The following is a 16,110-nucleotide window of genomic DNA, read 5'->3' as shown; positions in this document are numbered from 1 at the left end:
CACCGCAGACCACCGCGACAGCAACGAGAGAGGCGAGATATGGGAGCGCAGCAGCGGGAGTACCGCCAGCGCAGCCGGTCCGTCCAGTCGACCAAGAAGATCACCCGCGCGATGGAGCTCATCGCCGCCTCCCGCGTCGTCAAGGCCCGTCAGCGGGTGACGCAGACCTCGCCGTACACCCGCGCGATCACCCGTGCGGTGTCCGCGGTGGCCAGCTACTCCGACGCGGACCACCCGCTGACGACCGCCCGGGAGAACCCCCGGCGCGCCGCGGTGCTGATCGTCACCTCCGACCGCGGCCTCGCCGGGGCGTACTCGGCCAGCGTGCTCAAGCGCAGCGAGCAGCTGCGCGAGACCCTGACCGACGAGGGCATGGAGGTCGTCCCGTTCCTCTACGGTCGCAAGGCCGAGTCGTTCTACCGCTTCCGCGGCCGTGAGTTCGCGGCGTCGTGGTCCGGCTCCTCCGACCGACCCGACTTCGAGACCGCCAAGGAGATCGCCCAGCTCGGTCTGGCCGAGTTCCTCAAGGGTTCGGAGGAGGGCGGCGTCGACGAGCTGCACATCGTCTACACGCGGTTCGTCAGCATGGTCACCCAGGAGGTCCAGGTCGTGCGGATGCTCCCCCTGGAGGTCGTCGAGGCCGAGGAGGTGGGGCAGGAGGACCTCCTCCCGCTCTACGAGTTCGAGCCCAGCCCGACCGAGGCCCTCGACGCGCTGCTGCCGCACTACATCGTGTCGCGGGTCTGGAACGCCCTGCTGCAGGCGGCGGCGTCCGAGCTGGCGGCCCGCCAGCGCGCGATGAAGTCGGCCACGGACAACGCGGACGAGCTCATCAAGACCTACACCCGGCTGGCCAACCAGGCCCGGCAGGCCGAGATCACCCAAGAGATCAGCGAAATCGTGAGCGGCGCCAGCGCCCTCGCCGACGCCAAGTGAGAAGGAAGCACTGAACCATGAGCATGGCTACCACTGAGGCTCCGGCACAGGAGCAGTCGCAGGGCGGCGTCGGTCGTCTGTCCCGGATCATCGGCCCGGTCGTCGACGTCGAGTTCCCGCCCGGGCAGATGCCCTCCCTCTACAACCTCCTCAAGACCGAGGTCACCCTCGGCGGCGAGACCAAGGTCATCAACCTCGAGGTCGCGCAGGACATCGGCGACAACATGGTCCGCGCGATCTCGCTGCAGCCGACCGACGGGCTCGTCCGCGGCCAGGCCGTGCAGGACACCGGCGGCCCGATCACCGTGCCCGTGGGCGACGTGACCCTGGGCCACGTCTTCAACGCCACCGGTGACGTGCTCGACCTCGAGGAGGGCGAGACGCTGGAGATCACCGAGCGCTGGGGCATCCACCGCCAGGCTCCCGCGTTCGACCAGCTCGAGCCCAAGACCCAGATGTTCGAGACCGGCATCAAGGTCATCGACCTCCTCACCCCCTACGTCCTGGGCGGCAAGATCGGCCTCTTCGGCGGTGCGGGCGTCGGCAAGACGGTCCTCATCCAGGAGATGATCGCCCGCGTGGCCCGTGACCACGGTGGTGTCTCCGTGTTCGCCGGCGTCGGCGAGCGCACCCGTGAGGGCAACGACCTCATCGTCGAGATGGAGGAGGCCGGCGTCCTCGGCCAGACCGCCCTCGTCTTCGGCCAGATGGACGAGCCGCCGGGCACCCGCCTGCGCGTCGCGCTGTCGGCCCTGACGATGGCGGAGTACTTCCGCGACGTGCAGAAGCAGGACGTGCTGCTCTTCATCGACAACATCTTCCGCTTCACCCAGGCCGGTTCCGAGGTCTCCACGCTGCTGGGTCGCATGCCGTCCGCGGTGGGCTACCAGCCCAACCTCGCCGACGAGATGGGCACCCTGCAGGAGCGCATCACCTCCACGCGCGGTCACTCGATCACCTCGATGCAGGCGATCTACGTGCCGGCCGACGACTACACCGACCCGGCCCCGGCGACCACCTTCGCCCACCTCGACGCGACGACCGAGCTGTCCCGGCCGATCGCCTCGATGGGCATCTACCCGGCCGTGGACCCGCTGGCCTCGACCAGCCGGATCCTCGACCCGCGCTACATCACCCGCGAGCACTACGACACGGCGGTCCGGATCAAGTCGATCCTGCAGCGCTACAAGGAGCTGCAGGACATCATCGCGATCCTGGGCATCGACGAGCTGTCCGAGGAGGACAAGATCCTCGTCGGCCGTGCGCGGCGCATCCAGCGCTTCCTGTCGCAGAACACCTACGTCGCCAAGCAGTTCACCGGCATCGAGGGCTCGACGGTGCCGCTGGTCGACACCATCGAGGCGTTCACCAAGGTCGCCGACGGCGAGTACGACCACCTGCCCGAGCAGGCCTTCTTCATGTGCGGTGGCCTCGACGACGTCGAGCGCCAGGCCGCCGAGCTGGAGAAGAACAGCTGAGCACCTGACCCAGGCGCTGGCACAGGCACAGGCACGGAGTATGCCGAGGGGCCGGTGAGTCGATCGACTCACCGGCCCCGCGGCATACCCGGTGTGGTCCGGGCCGGGCCACGCGCACCGACGGTGCGCGTGCCCTCCGCCCCCGCCGAGACCTCCGACGTCGCGTCGTAGCAGAATGTCCCTCGTGATCACCGTCGACACCCCGGCCCTGGCCGGTGCTCTGCGCGCCCTCCCCGACGGCGGCCGCGTCGTCGCCTCCGGCAACCACAGCGTCCCCTGGGAGCTGGTGCGGCTGCTGGACGAGCACGTGGGCAGCTACGTCCTCAACACCCTCAACGGGCCTCCCGGGCTGCCGGAACGCGAGGGCGTCGTCGTCGAGACCAGCTTCGTCGGGGCCGGGCAGCGACGGCACCCGGGGCTGCGCTACGTGCCCTCGCGGCTGTCGATGGTGCCGATCCTCTTCCGGCGCTCCCTGCCGGTGGACGCGGTCCTGCTCCACTGCTCCGCGCCGCGCGACGGCGTCGTCTCGCTGGGCATCGAGGTCAACGTGCTGCCGGCGGCCATCGAGGCGTGCCGGGAGCGGGGCGGCCTGGTCGTCGCCCAGGTGAACGACCGGATGCCCTTCACCCACGGTGACGCGCTCGTGCCTCTCGAGCACGTCGACCTGGCCCTCGAGGTGAGCAGCCCGCTGCCGACCCCGCCCGCGGCGGCCGCGCTCGGGGCCGACACCACGGCCATCGGCGAGCGGGTGGCGTCGATGGTGCCGGACGGCGCCACCCTGCAGATGGGGATCGGCGCGGTGCCCGACGCGGTGCTGGCGGCGCTGACCGGCCACCGGGGGCTGAGGCTGTGGACCGAGATGTTCTCCGACGGCGTGCTCGCCCTGGACGCCGCGGGCGCGCTCGACGCCGACCACCCGCTCACCACCTCCTTCCTCTTCGGCAGCCAGGACCTCTATGACTGGCTGGACGACAACCGCAGGGTGCACATGCTGCGCACCGAGCGGACGAACGACCCGGCGCTGATCGCCCGGCAGCGGTCGATGACCTCGATCAACACCGCCCTCGAGGTCGACCTCTTCGGGCAGGCCAACGCCTCCCGGATCGACGCCCGGATCCACAGCGGCTTCGGGGCCAGACCGACTTCATCGTCGGGGCGCTGCACTCCCAGGGCGGGCAGGCGATCATGGCGCTGCGCTCGTGGCACCCCAAGGCCGACGTCTCCACGATCGTGCCCATGGTGGAGGAACCGGTGACCTCCTTCCAGGCCTCGGCGATCGTCACCGAGCAGGGGGTCGCCGAGCTGTTCGGTCACAGCGAGAAGGACCAGGCCCGCCACCTCATCGAGCACGCCGCCCACCCCCGGGTCCGCGAGGAGCTGTGGGAGGAGGCGCACCACCTCGGGCTGGCCTGAGGGCCGTCTCACGACGCGAAGGTGTCCTGTGAGTCTGATCGATCAGACTCACAGCACAGAACGGCGTCGCGAGTGCAGAGGGGGCCGCAGGGCCGGTCGAGCGGGGGCACGACCGCCGCGTGGCCTGCCCGGTCCGGCAGGTAGGCTCGCGCGCGGTCGCGCACCCGAGCCGGCCGACGGCATACCCGCCCCTGCCCCACCCCCGAGGAGACCCGCGTGAGCCTGTGGACCTGGCGACTGCACGGCGACGGCTACCGCATCGAGCCCGGGCAGGTGGTCGGTCCGGATGAGCGGCTCGCCTGGGCGCCGACGGTCGGGATCGGCATGCAGCACGTCGTCGCGATGTTCGGCGCGACGTTCCTGGTGCCGCTCATCACCGGGTTCCCCCCGAGCACGACGCTGCTCTTCAGCGGGGTGGGCACGCTCCTCTTCCTCCTGATCACCGCCAACCGGGTGCCGTCCTACCTCGGCTCCTCCTTCGCCTTCCTGGCGCCCATCGCCGCCGCGCAGGGTCAGCACGGGCCGGCCGGGGCGCTGGGGGGTGTCGTGATGGCCGGCGTCGCCCTCGCGCTCGTGGGCGCGCTCGTGCAGGTGGTCGGGCACGGGTGGGTCGGGCGGCTGATGCCCCCGATGGTCACCGGCGCGATCGTCGCCCTCATCGGCCTCAACCTCGCCCCCGCGGCGTGGAACAACGTCGAGCAGGCACCGGTCACCGCGTTCGTCACGCTGCTGGCCATCGTGCTCAGCGCGGTGCTGTTCCGGGGTCTGCTCGGTCGCCTGTCCATCCTGCTCGGCGTGCTCGTCGGGTATGCCGTGGCCGCCCTCCGCGGGGAGGTGGACACCACGGCGATCGGCGACGCGGCCTGGCTGGGCGCGCCGGAGCTCATGCTGCCGGAGTTCCACTGGAGCGTCGTGGGGCTGTTCCTGCCCGTCGTGCTGGTGCTCGTCGCGGAGAACATCGGGCACGTCAAGTCGGTCGCGCAGATGACCGGCAGCTCGGCGGACTCCCTCGACCACATGATCGGCCGCACCCTGATGTCCGACGGCCTGGCCACCACGCTCGCCGGCGCCGGCGGGGGGTCCGGCACGACGACCTACGCGGAGAACATCGGCGTCATGGCCGCCACCAAGGTCTACTCCACCGCCGCCTACTGGGTCGCCGGGTTCACCGCCGTGGCGCTGGCCTTCCTGCCCAAGTTCGGCGCCGCGATCCAGACCGTGCCGGTGGGTGTCCTCGGCGGTGCCGCGACGGTGCTCTACGGGATGATCGGCGTGCTCGGGTTCCGGATCTGGGTCGAGCACCGGGTGGACTTCAGCAACCCGATCAACCTCACCACGGGGGCCGTGGCGCTCGTCGTCGGCATCGCCAACTACACCTGGACGGTCGGCGCGCTGGCCTTCGAGGGCATCGCCCTCGGCACCGCCGCGGCGCTCGTCCTCTACCACGGCATGCACGCGGTCAACCGGCTCACGGGGGCGGTCGCCGCCGAGGGTCACCTCGAGGTCGGTGGCCCCACCAACGCCGAGCCTGAGGTCGACAACCCCTCCTGGGAGGACCCCGCCCGGCGGGTAGACTGACCCGAGCCCCCGCAGCAACCCCGAGAGGACAGATGTCGTGAGTGAACTGAAGGTCGAGCTCGTCGCCGCGGACCGGCAGGTCTGGCAGGGCGAGGCCTCCATGGTGAGCGCCCGGAGCATCGACGGCGACCTCGGCATCATGCCCGGGCACACCCCGCTGCTGGCGGTCCTCGCCGCGGGCGAGGTGCGCATCGAGACCTCCGGTCGCACCGAGTCGGTGAGCATCGACAGCGGCTTCCTCTCCGTCGACCACGACCGCGTCGTCATCGTCGCGGACAACGTGGACGCGGCCGGCCTCTCCACCCCGGCCGAGACCGCCTAGGCCGGACGTGCCGGACCCGGCCCTCCTCCTGGTGATCATGGCGGCGCTCGGCGCGCTGCTGATCCTCGGGGTGGGGCTGCTCGCGTTCCGGGCGTTCGGGGACCAGGGGTCCTCGTTCGCGCCCATGCCGACCGCCTACCGCGGCCACGGGGAGCAGTGGCGGCGCGGCACCCTCCGCTTCAGCGACGACCGCCTGGCCCTGCGGGGGCCGGGCGGTCTCGCTGCCGGCCCCTGGATCCGCGGCAACCTCGACCTGGGGATGGCCGCTCCGGTCGCCGAGGACGACTCCCGGCTCATCGGGCGGGCCGGTCTCATCACCGTGCCGGTGTGCTACGGCAGCTCCACCTTCGAGCTCGCGCTCGACGAGCAGCACTACACCGCCCTGCGCTCCTGGGTCGAGGCCGTCCCGCCGGGCTGGAACAGCCAGGTCGCCTAGCGGCGACGCTTGTCCGGCGCCTCCGCGCGACCGCCCCCGGGCTGCCAGAGCACGTCGCCCCCGACCGACAGGTTGGCCACCCGGCCGAGGATGAACAGCAGGTCCGAGAGCCGGTTGAGGTACCTCGCGGTCAACGGGTTGACCCCGCCCTCGCCCTTGCCCGCGTCCGCGCCCGCGGGCGCGTCGCCATACTGCTCCAGCGCCCGCCAGGCCGCGCGCTCGGCCCGCCGTGCCACGGTCCGTGCCACGTGCAGCTGCGCCGCACCGGGGGTGCCTCCGGGGAGGATGAAGGAGCGCAGCGGCTCGAGCTCCTCGTTGTAGCGGTCGCAGTCCGCCTCGAGCTCGTCGATCCACGCCTCCTGCACCCGCAGCGGCTCCCACTCGTAGCTCTCCCGCAGCGGCATGCACAGGTCGGCGCCGACGTCGAAGAGGTCGTTCTGGATGCGGGTGAGGGTCTGCGCGACCTCGGCCGGCAGGCTCCCCGAGGCGACCGCCACGCCGATCTGGGAGTTGGTCTCGTCGGTGTCCGCGTAGGCCTCGAGCCGCGGGTCGGTCTTGGTGGTGCGACCGTTGTCGCCGAGCGCCGTCGTGCCGTCGTCGCCGGTGCGGGTGTAGATGCGCGTGAGGTTGACCATGGTGCCGATCGTCGCAGAGGCGGGGTATGCCGTCCGCGCGCGGGTCAGGTGACGCGCGTCGCGGCGGCCCGGCGGGGGTCGGCGCCCGCCTCGAGCCGACCGTCGACGTGCCGTAGCGCCGCGCCGACGCCGCCGAAGTACATCGCCAGGGGAGGGTGCTCGTGGCGGGGGATGCCGGCCGCGTCCAGGCTCGCCGCGATGGTCTCGTCCTGCTCGTGCTCGATGCGGTCCGTGCCGTCCTCGAGCCGCCGGGGATGCATCCGCGGGCGCTCGATGGCCGTCTGCAGGTCCTCGCCGTGGCGGGCCAGGTGCGTCATCACCTGGGCGAGGGCGGTGGTGATGCGGTCGGCGCCCGGGGTGCCGATCGCCAGCACGGTGCCGTCGCTGCGCCGGGCGGTCGTGGGGGCCATGTTGGAGGCGAGTCGCGTGCCGGGCTCGAGGGCGTGCAGTCCCAGGCGGTTGAGCTCGAGCTCACCCAGGGCGTTGTTGCAGATGAGGCCGGTGCCGCGGACGGTCATGCCGGACCCGTAGCCGGCGCTCGCGGTGAGCGCGCACGCCATGCCCTCGCCGTCGACGACGGAGACGTGCGCGGTCGAGGGGGAGGTCGGCAGGCCGGCCGAGCCGATCTCGTGGAGGGTGGCGAGCAGCTCGGCGCCGGCCGCGGCGAGGTCCTCGGCCGTGTCGATGCGGTCGAGGCGGATGTCGAGGACCTCCTTCATGACCGTGGCGGCGCGGGCGGGGGTGATCTCCTGCTCGACCGCCGACAGCAGGCGCAGCAGCGCGGTGAGGACCGGTCCGCCGATCGAGGGCGGCGGGTTGCAGGCGAGGTCCCACTCGCCGAGGGAGCTGCGCAGGGCGGGGCGCACGACGGCCCGGTAGGCGGCGAGGTCCTCGAGCGTGAGGAGGCCGCCGCGGTCGGCGACGTCGGCAGCGATCGCGCGGGCGAGGTCGCCGGTGTGGACGCAGGCGGCACCCTCCTCGCCGATCTGCTCGAGAGCGTCGGCGAGGGCGGGGTCCCGGACGGGCATGCCGACCGGGGGTGCGGCGCCGTCGTCGGTCAGCATCGCCCGCGTCGCCGGGTCCCAGGCGAGGATCGTGCCGGTGACGAGGACGAGGTAGGACTGGGCGGTGCGGGACAGCGCGAACCCTTGGCGCGCGGTGTCGGCGGCCGGTCGCAGCAGCTCGGCCCAGGGGGCGGCGCCGTAGCGTGCGTGGGCGAGCCCCATGCCGGCGAACATGCCGGGGGTCGCCACCGAGCCGGCGCCGACGTAGGTGACCATGCCGCCGCCGTAGTCGCTGGCCGCCTCGATGAGGCCGCGGCCGAAGGCCTCGCGCGGCTGGCCGCGGCCCGGCATCTCGACGTTGCCGTCGACGACGACCGGGTCGCCGGTGGTCGGCCAGATGTTGAGGTAGCAGCCGCCGAGCGGGGAGACGATCCCGGGCTCGGTGACGGTGGCGCTGACCATCGCCGCGACGGCGGCGTCGACCGCGTTGCCCCCCGACGCCAGGGCGTGCTCGGCGGCGCGGGTGGCGTGCTCGTTGGGCGCGGCGATCGCGGCGCGTCTGACCATGGGCCCGATTGTGCCGTGTCGACCGGGCGCGCGCTGCGTCCGGACCAGGAGCGTGGTGCGTCCGGCCCTCAGAACAGCCGCGCGCCCGCGTCGTCCAGGCCGCGCAGCGCCTCGTAGTCCAGCGTCACGCAGCGGATCCCGCGGTCGGTGGCCAGCACCCGGGCCTGCGGCCTGATGACCTGCGCGGCGAAGACCCCCTGGACCGGTGCCAGGTGCGGGTCGCGGTTGAGCAGCTCGAGGTAGCGGGTGAGCTGCTCGACGCCGTCGATGTCCCCGCGGCGCTTGATCTCGACCGCGACGGTGGTGCCCGTGGCGTCCCTGCAGAGGATGTCGACGGGGCCGATCGCCGTCATGTACTCGCGCCGCAGCAGCGCGAACCCCTCGCCCAGCGTGCCGATATGCTCGGCCAGCAGCGCCTGGAGCTGCGCCTCGACACCGTCCTTGACCAGGCCGGGGTCGATCCCCAGCTCGTGCGAGCTGTCCGACAGCACCTCGTGCAGCCGGATCCGCAGGGTGTCGTCGCGCTTGCCGTGCCGGACGAGCCAGACCGACCCCACCCCCTCCTCGCGCTCGAGGTCGTCGGGCTCGACCTCGGCCATCGAGCACGGCGGGGCCATCCAGTTCAGCGGCTTGTAGGACCCGCCGTCGGAGTGGACGAGCACCGACCCGTCGGCCTTGACCATGAGCAGGCGGGTGGCGAGGGGCAGGTGCGCCTCGAGGGCGCCCTGGTAGTCGACGGAGCAACGGGCGATGACGACACGCACGCGCGCCAGACTAACCCGGCCCCGGGCGCCCCCGGACGGGAGCGGAGGACCCGGCCCGTCGCCATACCCCCCGGGCGGGCAATGAGAGGATCGGCCCATGCGTGAGATCACCACCGTCGGAGTCATCGGGCTGGGCACCATGGGTGCGGGCATCGTCGAGGTCTTCGCCCGGGGAGGGCTGGACGTGGTCGGGGTCGAGACGACGCAGGAGTATGCCGAGCGGGGCCGCGCGATCCTGCAGGCGTCCACCGACCGGGCCGTCGCCCGGGGCCGGCTGGACGAGGCCGGGCAGGCCGAGATCCTGGGCCGGGTCACGATCAGCACCGACCTCGGCGACCTCGCCGGGGCGGACCTGGTGGTCGAGGCGGTGCCGGAGATCATGGGGCTCAAGCACGAGGTCTTCGGCAAGCTCGACGACATCGTCGCCGAGGACGCCGTGCTCGCGAGCAACACGTCGAGCCTGTCGATCACCCAGATCGCGGCGCCGACCCGGCACCCCGGGCGGGTGGTCGGCCTGCACTTCTTCAACCCCGCACCGGTGCTCAAGCTGGTCGAGGTGATCACGACGCTGCGCAGCGACCCGGCCGTCGTCGAGGCGGTGGTCGCCGTCTCGGAGCGGCTCGGGAAGAAGTCGGTCGTGGTGGGTGACCGTGCGGGCTTCGTGGCCAACTACCTGCTCTTCGGCTACTTCACGTCGGCGCTGCGGATGCTCGAGCACGGTCACGTCTCGCGCGAGGACCTCGACACCGCCATGCGCGTCGGCGCCGGGCTGCCGATGGGCCCCTGCACCCTGATGGATCTCGTCGGCCTCGACGTGTGCCACCACATCGGCGACGTCATCTACTCCCACACCCGGTCCTCGATGCACGCCCCCAGCCCGATGCTGGGCCGGATGGTGACCTCCGGGCTGCTCGGTCGCAAGAGCGGGCGCGGCTTCTACACCTACGCCAGGCCGGGCGGCGGCCAGGTCGTCGAGGACGCCCAGACCCCCGCGCCGCTCGAGGCGCCGACCCTCAGCACGGTCGGGGTCGTCGGGGCGGGCGAGGTCGCGGAGGAGCTCGCCTCGCGCCTGGAGGAGGGCGGGTATGGCGTCGTGCACGTCCCCGACGCCGAGGACTCGGCGGAGCTCGCCCGGCTGGCCCCGGCCGGGCTCGTCATCGAGGCGCAGGAGCTGGACACCGACGTCGACGACCTGGCGGACCTCGAGGACGGCGCGGAGCTGCCCGGGCGGGACGTGGACGACCTCTTCGCCGAGCTCGGGGAGATCACCGGCCCGCAGACCGTGCTGGCGACGGTCAACGCCGCGGCGGCGGTGGCGCTCGGCGCGATCTCCGGACGGCCCGAGCGCTGCGTGGTGCTGCGCGTGCACGCCCCGACGGGCAACGGTCAGGTCGTGGAGATCGGTCGCACCTCGGTCACCGACGAGGCCGCTCTGGCGATGCTGCGCGAGGTGGTGACGCGGCTCGGCGCGGAGCCGGTCGTCTGCCGGGACCGGGCCGGCCTGGTCGTGGACGCGCTCCTGGTGCCGCACCTCAACGACGCGGTGCGCATGCTCGACGAGGGCTATGCGAGCGTGTCGGACATCGACACCGCGCTCCAGCACGGACTGGGCTACCCGACCGGGCCGTTCGCGATGATCGACGCGATCGGCGCGGACGAGGTGCTGGCGGTGTGCGAGGAGCTCGCCTCGGGCAGCTCCGGCCTGCCCCGCGACGCGGTCGAGCCCTCCCCGCTGCTCGTGGAGCACGTGCTGCTGGACCGCCCGTTCACCGGCGCCTGAGCCCCGGGGACGCGATGCCCCGGTCCAACCGCCCCCGTCGCTCCGGGCGCGCAGCCCCCGGGGCCGGCGGGCTGCCGACGTCGTTGCGGCGGCCGACGGTCACCGAGGTGTCCTACGCCGGGGCGGTGTGGGCCGTGCGGCAGGTCCGCCCCAACGACTCGGGCCGCAGCTACCGGTGCCCCGGCTGCCAGGGGGAGGTCGGCGCCGACGTCGCCCACGCGGTCGTCTGGCCGGCGGAGGCGATGCAGACGGTGGAGAACCGGCGGCACTGGCACTCGGTGTGCTGGGCCGCGCGCGACCGCCGCCGCCCCGGCGGCTCCTTCGCCTGATCGTCCGCGCACCAGAACCCCTCTGCCTGTCCCCCGACCGAGGGGTGTCTCAGAGGCTGTCCTGGCGGGGGACGAGGACCTGGTGGTAGATGAGCAGGAGGCCTGCGGCCACGGGGATGGCGATGAGCGCCCCGAGCACCCCCAGCAGCGTGCCGCCGACGAGCACCGCGACCACGGTCACGGCCCCGGGCACCGCCACGGTCCGGCGCATCACGTGCGGGACGATCACGTAGTTCTCGAACTGCTGGTAGACGATGTAGTAGATGATCACCGCGAGCGTCGCCGTCGGGCTGACCGTGAGCGCGGCGAGGGCGACGATGACCGCACCGAGGGTGGCGCCGATCATCGGGATGAGGCCCAGCAGACCGACGAGCACCGCGAGCATGGCGGAGTAGGGGATGCCGAGGACCTGCATCATCACCCAGGAGCACAGCGCGTTGACCGTGGCGACCGCGGTCTGTCCCAGCGCGTAGCCGCCCACGCGGCGCATGATCTCCTCGGCCAGGGCCCGCACGCGGGGGCGGCGGCTCTGGGCCACCAGCAGGTAGGCGGCCTCCTTGACGGTCGGCAGCGTCGCCAGGAGGTACAGGGTGAGGATGATCGAGGTCAGCAGGCCGATGAGGTTGCCCGCGACCCAGCCCGCCGCACCGAGGACCCCGCCGAAGACCGTCGAGATCGTGCTCCGGTCCATCGCCAGCCGCTCGAACTCCGCGGTCAGCCGGTCGGAGAGGTCGTAGCGGGCGTCGAGGTCGTTGAGCCACGGCGAGCTCAGCAGATCGCGCACGTATCCCGGTGCCCGCTCCGTCAGCACGGTGGCCTGGGCGACCGTGGGCGGCACGACGAGCAGACCCACGACCGTGATCGCACCCACCAGGCCCAGGAAGACGAGGCTGACGGCCGCGCCCCGCCCCAGCCCCCGCCGCGTCAGCCACTGGACCACCGGGTCCAGGGCCAGCGTCACGAACAGCGACACCAGGAGGAAGGTGAACACCGACGTCAGGCGGGTCAGGTTCTGGACGAGGAGCCAGGCGACGAGCGCCCCGAGCGCCAGCGTGAAGCCGAGGTAGAACGGCGAGGCGAACGGCCACCCCCGGGCGGGCTCGGGAGCGGCGTCGGCACCCCGGGCGCCGACGGGCAGCTCTGCGGACGCCTCGGCGGCCACCACCCCGGGGGCGGTCGCGGACGGGCTCGTGCGGACCTGCTCGCCGCGGACCCGCTCGACCCGCTGCACGACCTCGTGCGGGCCCAGCAGCGTGGCGCCGGGGTTGTTCTCCTCCAGCAGCGCCAGCTGCCGCTCGCGGTAGTCCTGCCAGGAGCGCATCGCTCGGCGTCCGGCGCGCGGGAGGTGGTGCGGCCGCAGCCGCGACAGCGCGCCGCCCCGCCCGGGGCGTCCCCCCGGGCCACCGCGCCGACCCCGTCGCAGGATGCCCCCGGTCACCCGGCCGGCTCCACCAGCTCGACGAGCACCCCGCCGGCGTCCTTGGGGTGGATGAAGTTGATGCGGGACCCGGCCGTCCCCCGTCGGGGCTCGTCGTAGAGCAGCCGCAACCCGCGCTCCCGGAGCAGGGTCGTCACCGCCGCGACGTCGGTGACCCGGTAGGCCAGCTGCTGCAGGCCCGGACCGCTGCGGTCGATGAACCGCGCGATCGTGGACTCCGGCCCGGTGGGGGCGAGGAGCTGGATCATCGCGGGCTGGTGCTCCCCGCCGCCGGTGTCGGCCGGGCCCACGGCGATCATCGCCTCCCGCACGCCCTGCTCGGCGTTGACCTCCTCGTGGACCAGCCGGTTGCCGAGCACGTCCTGGTGGAAGGCGATCGCCGCGTCGAGGTCGGGCACCGCGATCCCGACGTGGTCGATCGCCAGCAGGAACGGCCCCAGGTCACCCATCCCCGGCCTCCCGGCCCCGGTCCTGCCCTCTGGCACCCTGCCCGGCGTCGCGCTCATGACCCCAGCCTAGAGCCGCCCGCCGACAGAGGATGCCGCCCCTCGCCAGTCTACCCTGCACCCATGCATGACCTGCTGCTGCGCGAGGTGCGCATCGTGCCGCTCGACCCGACCGCCGGCCCCGACCCCGGTCCCACCGACGTCCTCGTCGTCGACGGCCGCGTCGCCCGCGTGGGACCTCGGACCGAGGCGCGGAACGGCATACCGGAGGTCGACGGCGCCGGGCGCTGGGCCCTCCCGGGGCTCTGGGACCACCACGTGCACGCCACGCAGTGGGGCCTGACGCGCAGCCGGCTGGACACCTCCGCGGCCACCTCCGTCGCGCACGCGCAGGACCTCGTGCGCCGCGCGCTCACCGACGGACCGGTCCCGGCGACCGGGGTGCTCGTCGCCTTCGGCCACCGCACCGCGACGTGGGCCCAGCAGCCCACCGTGGCCGACCTCGACGCGGTGACGACGGCGGTCCCGCTCGTGCTGATCAGCGGTGACGCGCACCACGGCTGGCTCAACACGCCGGCCCTCCGGCTCCTCGGCGCGCCCGCCACCCTCGGCGTGGTCGAGGAGTGGGAGTGGTTCCCCGTCTACGACAGGCTGTCCGCCCTGCCGGGGGCCCGTGAGGTGGCCGAGGTGGGCGTGGCCCGGGCGCTGCGCGAGGCGCAGCAGCGCGGGGTGGTCGGGGTCACGGACCTGGAGTTCGGTCGCCCGTGGGAGCAGTGGCGGCAGCGCGAGGACCGGGGTATGCCGCACGTACGCGCCCGGGTGGGGGTGTACCCCGACGGCCTCGAGGAGGTCGTGCGGTCCGGGCTGCGCACCGGAGACCCGCTGGTCGGGGCGCGGGGCCTGGTGACGATGGGGCCCTTCAAGGTGATCTCCGACGGGTCGCTGAGCACCCGGACGGCCTGGTGCTGCGAGCCCTACGCCGACGGCGCGCAGCTGCCGTTGCCCCACGGGGCCGCCAACCTCGGCGCCGACGACCTGGCCGCGCTCGTCGGGCTGGCCCACGACGCCGGCATCCGGTCCGCGGTGCACGCCATCGGGGACGCAGCGGTGCGTCAGGCGCTGGAGGTGTTCGAGGCGACCGGCGCCGAGGGCGGGATCGAGCACGCGCAGCTGGTGGCGTTGGAGGACCTGGAGCTGTGGAGCCGCCTGCCGGTGCGCGCGAGCGTCCAGCCGGCCCACCTGCTCGACGACCGCCCGGCGACCGAGCAGTGCTGGCCGGACCGGGCGGGTCGTACCTTCGCGCTGCGCGCCTTCCTCGACCGGGGGATCGAGGTCGTGCTCGGGTCGGACGCCCCCGTGTCGCGCCTGGACCCGTGGCTGGCGGCGGCCGCGGCCGTGCACCGCGGGCCGGTCGAGGAGGCCAGCTGGCACCCCGAGCAGGCGATCACGCCGCGCGAGGCGCTCGCGTGCTCGGTCGACGGCCAGCGGCTGGCGCCGGGGGCTCGCGGGGACGTCGTCCTGGTCGACGAGGACCCGCTCGCGGGCCACGACCTGACCTCCGGCGAGCAGGCCGCGCGGCTGCGCGCGACGACCGTGTCGACGACCGTCGTGGACGGTCAGGTGGTGCACGGCGGCTGAGGGGGCGCCGGGGCCGGGGACTACAGTTGGCGGCGAATACCGGCACCCACCACCGACGCTGGAGGCGCACCCCCATGTCCGAGAACATCCCCGAGAGCACGACGTCCACCACCCCCGCCGCGAGCACCGGGACGACGCGCAGCACGGCGACGACGTCCGTGGTGGTCGCCGGGGCCCGCACCCCGATGGGCCGCCTGCTCGGCTCGCTGTCCGGCTTCAGCGCGGCTGAGCTCGGCGGCTTCGCGATCAGGGGCGCCCTGGAGAAGGCCGGCGTCAGCGGCGACCAGGTCGACTACGTCATCATGGGCCAGGTACTCACCGCCGGGGCGGGGCAGATCCCGGCCCGGCAGGCCGCGGCGAAGGCCGGGATCCCCATGGACGTCCCCGCCCTGACGATCAACAAGGTCTGCCTGTCCGGCGTGGACGCCATCGCGCTGGCGGACCAGCTGATCCGGGCGGGCGAGGTCGACATCGTCGTCGCGGGCGGCCAGGAGTCCATGTCCAACGCCCCCCACCTGCTCGAGAAGTCACGCAGCGGCTACAAGTACGGCGACGTGACCGTCCGCGACCACATGGCCTACGACGGCCTGTGGGACGCCTTCACCGACCAGGCGATGGGCAACCTCACCGAGTCGGCCAACACCGCCGACCGCGAGTTCACCCGCGAGGAGCAGGACGCCTTCTCCGCCCGCAGCCACCAGCTGGCGGCCGCAGCCTGGGAGCGGGGCGTGTTCGACGAGGAGGTCGTCGCCGTCGACGTCCCGCAGCGCAAGGGCGACCCGGTGCCCTTCAAGGCCGACGAGGGCATCCGCAAGGAGACGACGGTGGAGTCGCTGGGCGCCCTCCGTCCCGCGTTCTCCCGGGACGGCACGATCACGGCCGGGTCGGCGTCGCAGATCTCCGACGGGGCCGCCGCGGTCGTCGTCATGAGCCGGGCCAGGGCCGAGGAGCTCGGCCTGTCCTGGATCGCCGAGATCGGCGCGCACGGGATGGTCGCCGGCCCCGACTCCAGCCTGCAGAGCCAGCCGGCCCGCGCCATCCTGGCCGCCTGCAAGAAGGAGGGCATCGAGCCGACGGACCTGGACCTCGTCGAGATCAACGAGGCCTTCGCCGCGGTCGGGCTGGCCTCGACCAAGGAGCTGGGGCTCGACCCGGAGCGCGTCAACGTCAACGGCGGCGCGATCGCGCTGGGCCACCCGATCGGCATGTCCGGCGCCCGCATCCTGCTCCACCTCGCCCTGGAGCTGCAGCGCCGCGGGGGCGGCGTGGGCGCCGCGGCCCTGTGCGGCGGCGGCGGTCAGGGCGACGCCCTCATCGTGCGCGTCCCCGCGGGCCAGCAGGCCTGA

The 16,110-nt window shown here is 73.3% G+C and carries 14 protein-coding genes and 1 pseudogene; 10 read left to right on the top strand and 5 right to left on the bottom strand.

The genetic code is table 11. The features are described from left to right. Positions 1 to 39 precede the first annotated feature (39 nt). The 6 genes and pseudogenes from D4B81_RS02675 (at position 40) to D4B81_RS02650 (ending at position 6,163) form a co-directional block, all read left to right on the top strand. Positions 40 to 936, top strand: coding sequence for a F0F1 ATP synthase subunit gamma (locus D4B81_RS02675; protein ID WP_122260967.1), 897 nt, complete (start codon positions 40 to 42; stop codon positions 934 to 936). A gap of 23 nt (positions 937 to 959) precedes the next feature. Then, complete coding sequence (gene atpD, locus D4B81_RS02670; protein WP_419866226.1) at positions 960 to 2,414, top strand: F0F1 ATP synthase subunit beta; 1,455 nt, start codon at positions 960 to 962, stop codon at positions 2,412 to 2,414. Positions 2,415 to 2,589: 175 nt separating this feature from the next. Continuing rightward, positions 2,590 to 3,827, top strand: a pseudogene (locus tag D4B81_RS02665) (acetyl-CoA hydrolase/transferase family protein). Between the two features lie 216 nt (positions 3,828 to 4,043). Then, positions 4,044 to 5,405 carry a uracil-xanthine permease family protein gene (locus D4B81_RS02660; RefSeq protein ID WP_097187066.1) on the top strand — a complete coding sequence of 454 codons (1,362 nt, stop codon included), beginning with the start codon at positions 4,044 to 4,046 and terminating at the stop codon, positions 5,403 to 5,405. Positions 5,406 to 5,442: 37 nt separating this feature from the next. Beyond that, complete coding sequence (locus D4B81_RS02655; RefSeq protein WP_122260965.1) at positions 5,443 to 5,727, top strand: F0F1 ATP synthase subunit epsilon; 285 nt, start codon at positions 5,443 to 5,445, stop codon at positions 5,725 to 5,727. 7 nt (positions 5,728 to 5,734) lie between these two features. Continuing rightward, a complete protein-coding gene (locus D4B81_RS02650; RefSeq protein WP_122260964.1) occupies positions 5,735 to 6,163 on the top strand; it encodes a DUF2550 family protein in 429 nt (142 codons plus the stop codon). Here the strand turns inward: D4B81_RS02650 and D4B81_RS02645 are convergent. The 3 genes from D4B81_RS02645 to nucS form a co-directional block, all read right to left on the bottom strand. After that, the gene (locus D4B81_RS02645; RefSeq protein WP_122260963.1) at positions 6,160 to 6,798 is read right to left on the bottom strand and encodes a cob(I)yrinic acid a,c-diamide adenosyltransferase; all 639 of its coding nucleotides are present in this window, start codon (positions 6,796 to 6,798) and stop codon (positions 6,160 to 6,162) included. The genes D4B81_RS02650 and D4B81_RS02645 overlap by 4 nt on opposite strands. Positions 6,799 to 6,842: 44 nt before the next feature. After that, positions 6,843 to 8,369, bottom strand: coding sequence for a gamma-glutamyltransferase (locus tag D4B81_RS02640; protein WP_122260962.1), 1,527 nt, complete (start codon positions 8,367 to 8,369; stop codon positions 6,843 to 6,845). 68 nt (positions 8,370 to 8,437) lie between these two features. Continuing rightward, positions 8,438 to 9,133, bottom strand: a complete 696-nt coding sequence (nucS, locus tag D4B81_RS02635; RefSeq protein WP_097186935.1) for an endonuclease NucS — start codon at positions 9,131 to 9,133, stop codon at positions 8,438 to 8,440. Between the two features lie 97 nt (positions 9,134 to 9,230). On the opposite strand from nucS, the gene D4B81_RS02630 reads away from it, so the two are divergent. After that, positions 9,231 to 10,913 (top strand): 3-hydroxyacyl-CoA dehydrogenase family protein, encoded by a 1,683-nt coding sequence (locus D4B81_RS02630; RefSeq protein WP_122260961.1) that lies wholly within the window; start codon positions 9,231 to 9,233, stop codon positions 10,911 to 10,913. A 14-nt stretch (positions 10,914 to 10,927) separates the two neighbouring features. Continuing rightward, on the top strand, positions 10,928 to 11,242 hold the full coding sequence (locus tag D4B81_RS02625; RefSeq protein WP_097186933.1) for a hypothetical protein: 315 nt from the start codon (positions 10,928 to 10,930) through the stop codon (positions 11,240 to 11,242). Between the two features lie 49 nt (positions 11,243 to 11,291). On the opposite strand, the gene D4B81_RS02620 is transcribed toward D4B81_RS02625, so the two are convergent. Both D4B81_RS02620 and mce read right to left on the bottom strand, forming a co-directional pair. Then, positions 11,292 to 12,680, bottom strand: a complete 1,389-nt coding sequence (locus D4B81_RS02620; protein WP_237565766.1) for an AI-2E family transporter — start codon at positions 12,678 to 12,680, stop codon at positions 11,292 to 11,294. After that, positions 12,677 to 13,129: a methylmalonyl-CoA epimerase gene (mce, locus tag D4B81_RS02615; protein ID WP_122260959.1), complete on the bottom strand. Its 453-nt coding sequence runs from the start codon at positions 13,127 to 13,129 to the stop codon at positions 12,677 to 12,679. Before mce ends, D4B81_RS02620 begins: the two co-directional genes overlap by 4 nt. 120 nt (positions 13,130 to 13,249) lie before the next feature. Here mce and D4B81_RS02610 point away from each other — a divergent pair, with 120 nt between their 5' ends. Further along, positions 13,250 to 14,764 (top strand): amidohydrolase, encoded by a 1,515-nt coding sequence (locus tag D4B81_RS02610; RefSeq protein WP_122260958.1) that lies wholly within the window; start codon positions 13,250 to 13,252, stop codon positions 14,762 to 14,764. Positions 14,765 to 14,838: 74 nt separating this feature from the next. Beyond that, entirely contained in the window at positions 14,839 to 16,110 is a 1,272-nt protein-coding gene (locus D4B81_RS02605; RefSeq protein ID WP_122260957.1) for an acetyl-CoA C-acetyltransferase, read from the top strand.

Source organism: Ornithinimicrobium cerasi, from assembly GCF_003702705.1.
Classification (GTDB): domain Bacteria; phylum Actinomycetota; class Actinomycetes; order Actinomycetales; family Dermatophilaceae; genus Ornithinicoccus; species Ornithinicoccus cerasi.
Note: the sequence above shows the minus strand (reverse complement) of the source record. Positions and strands in the feature narration are given on the sequence as shown.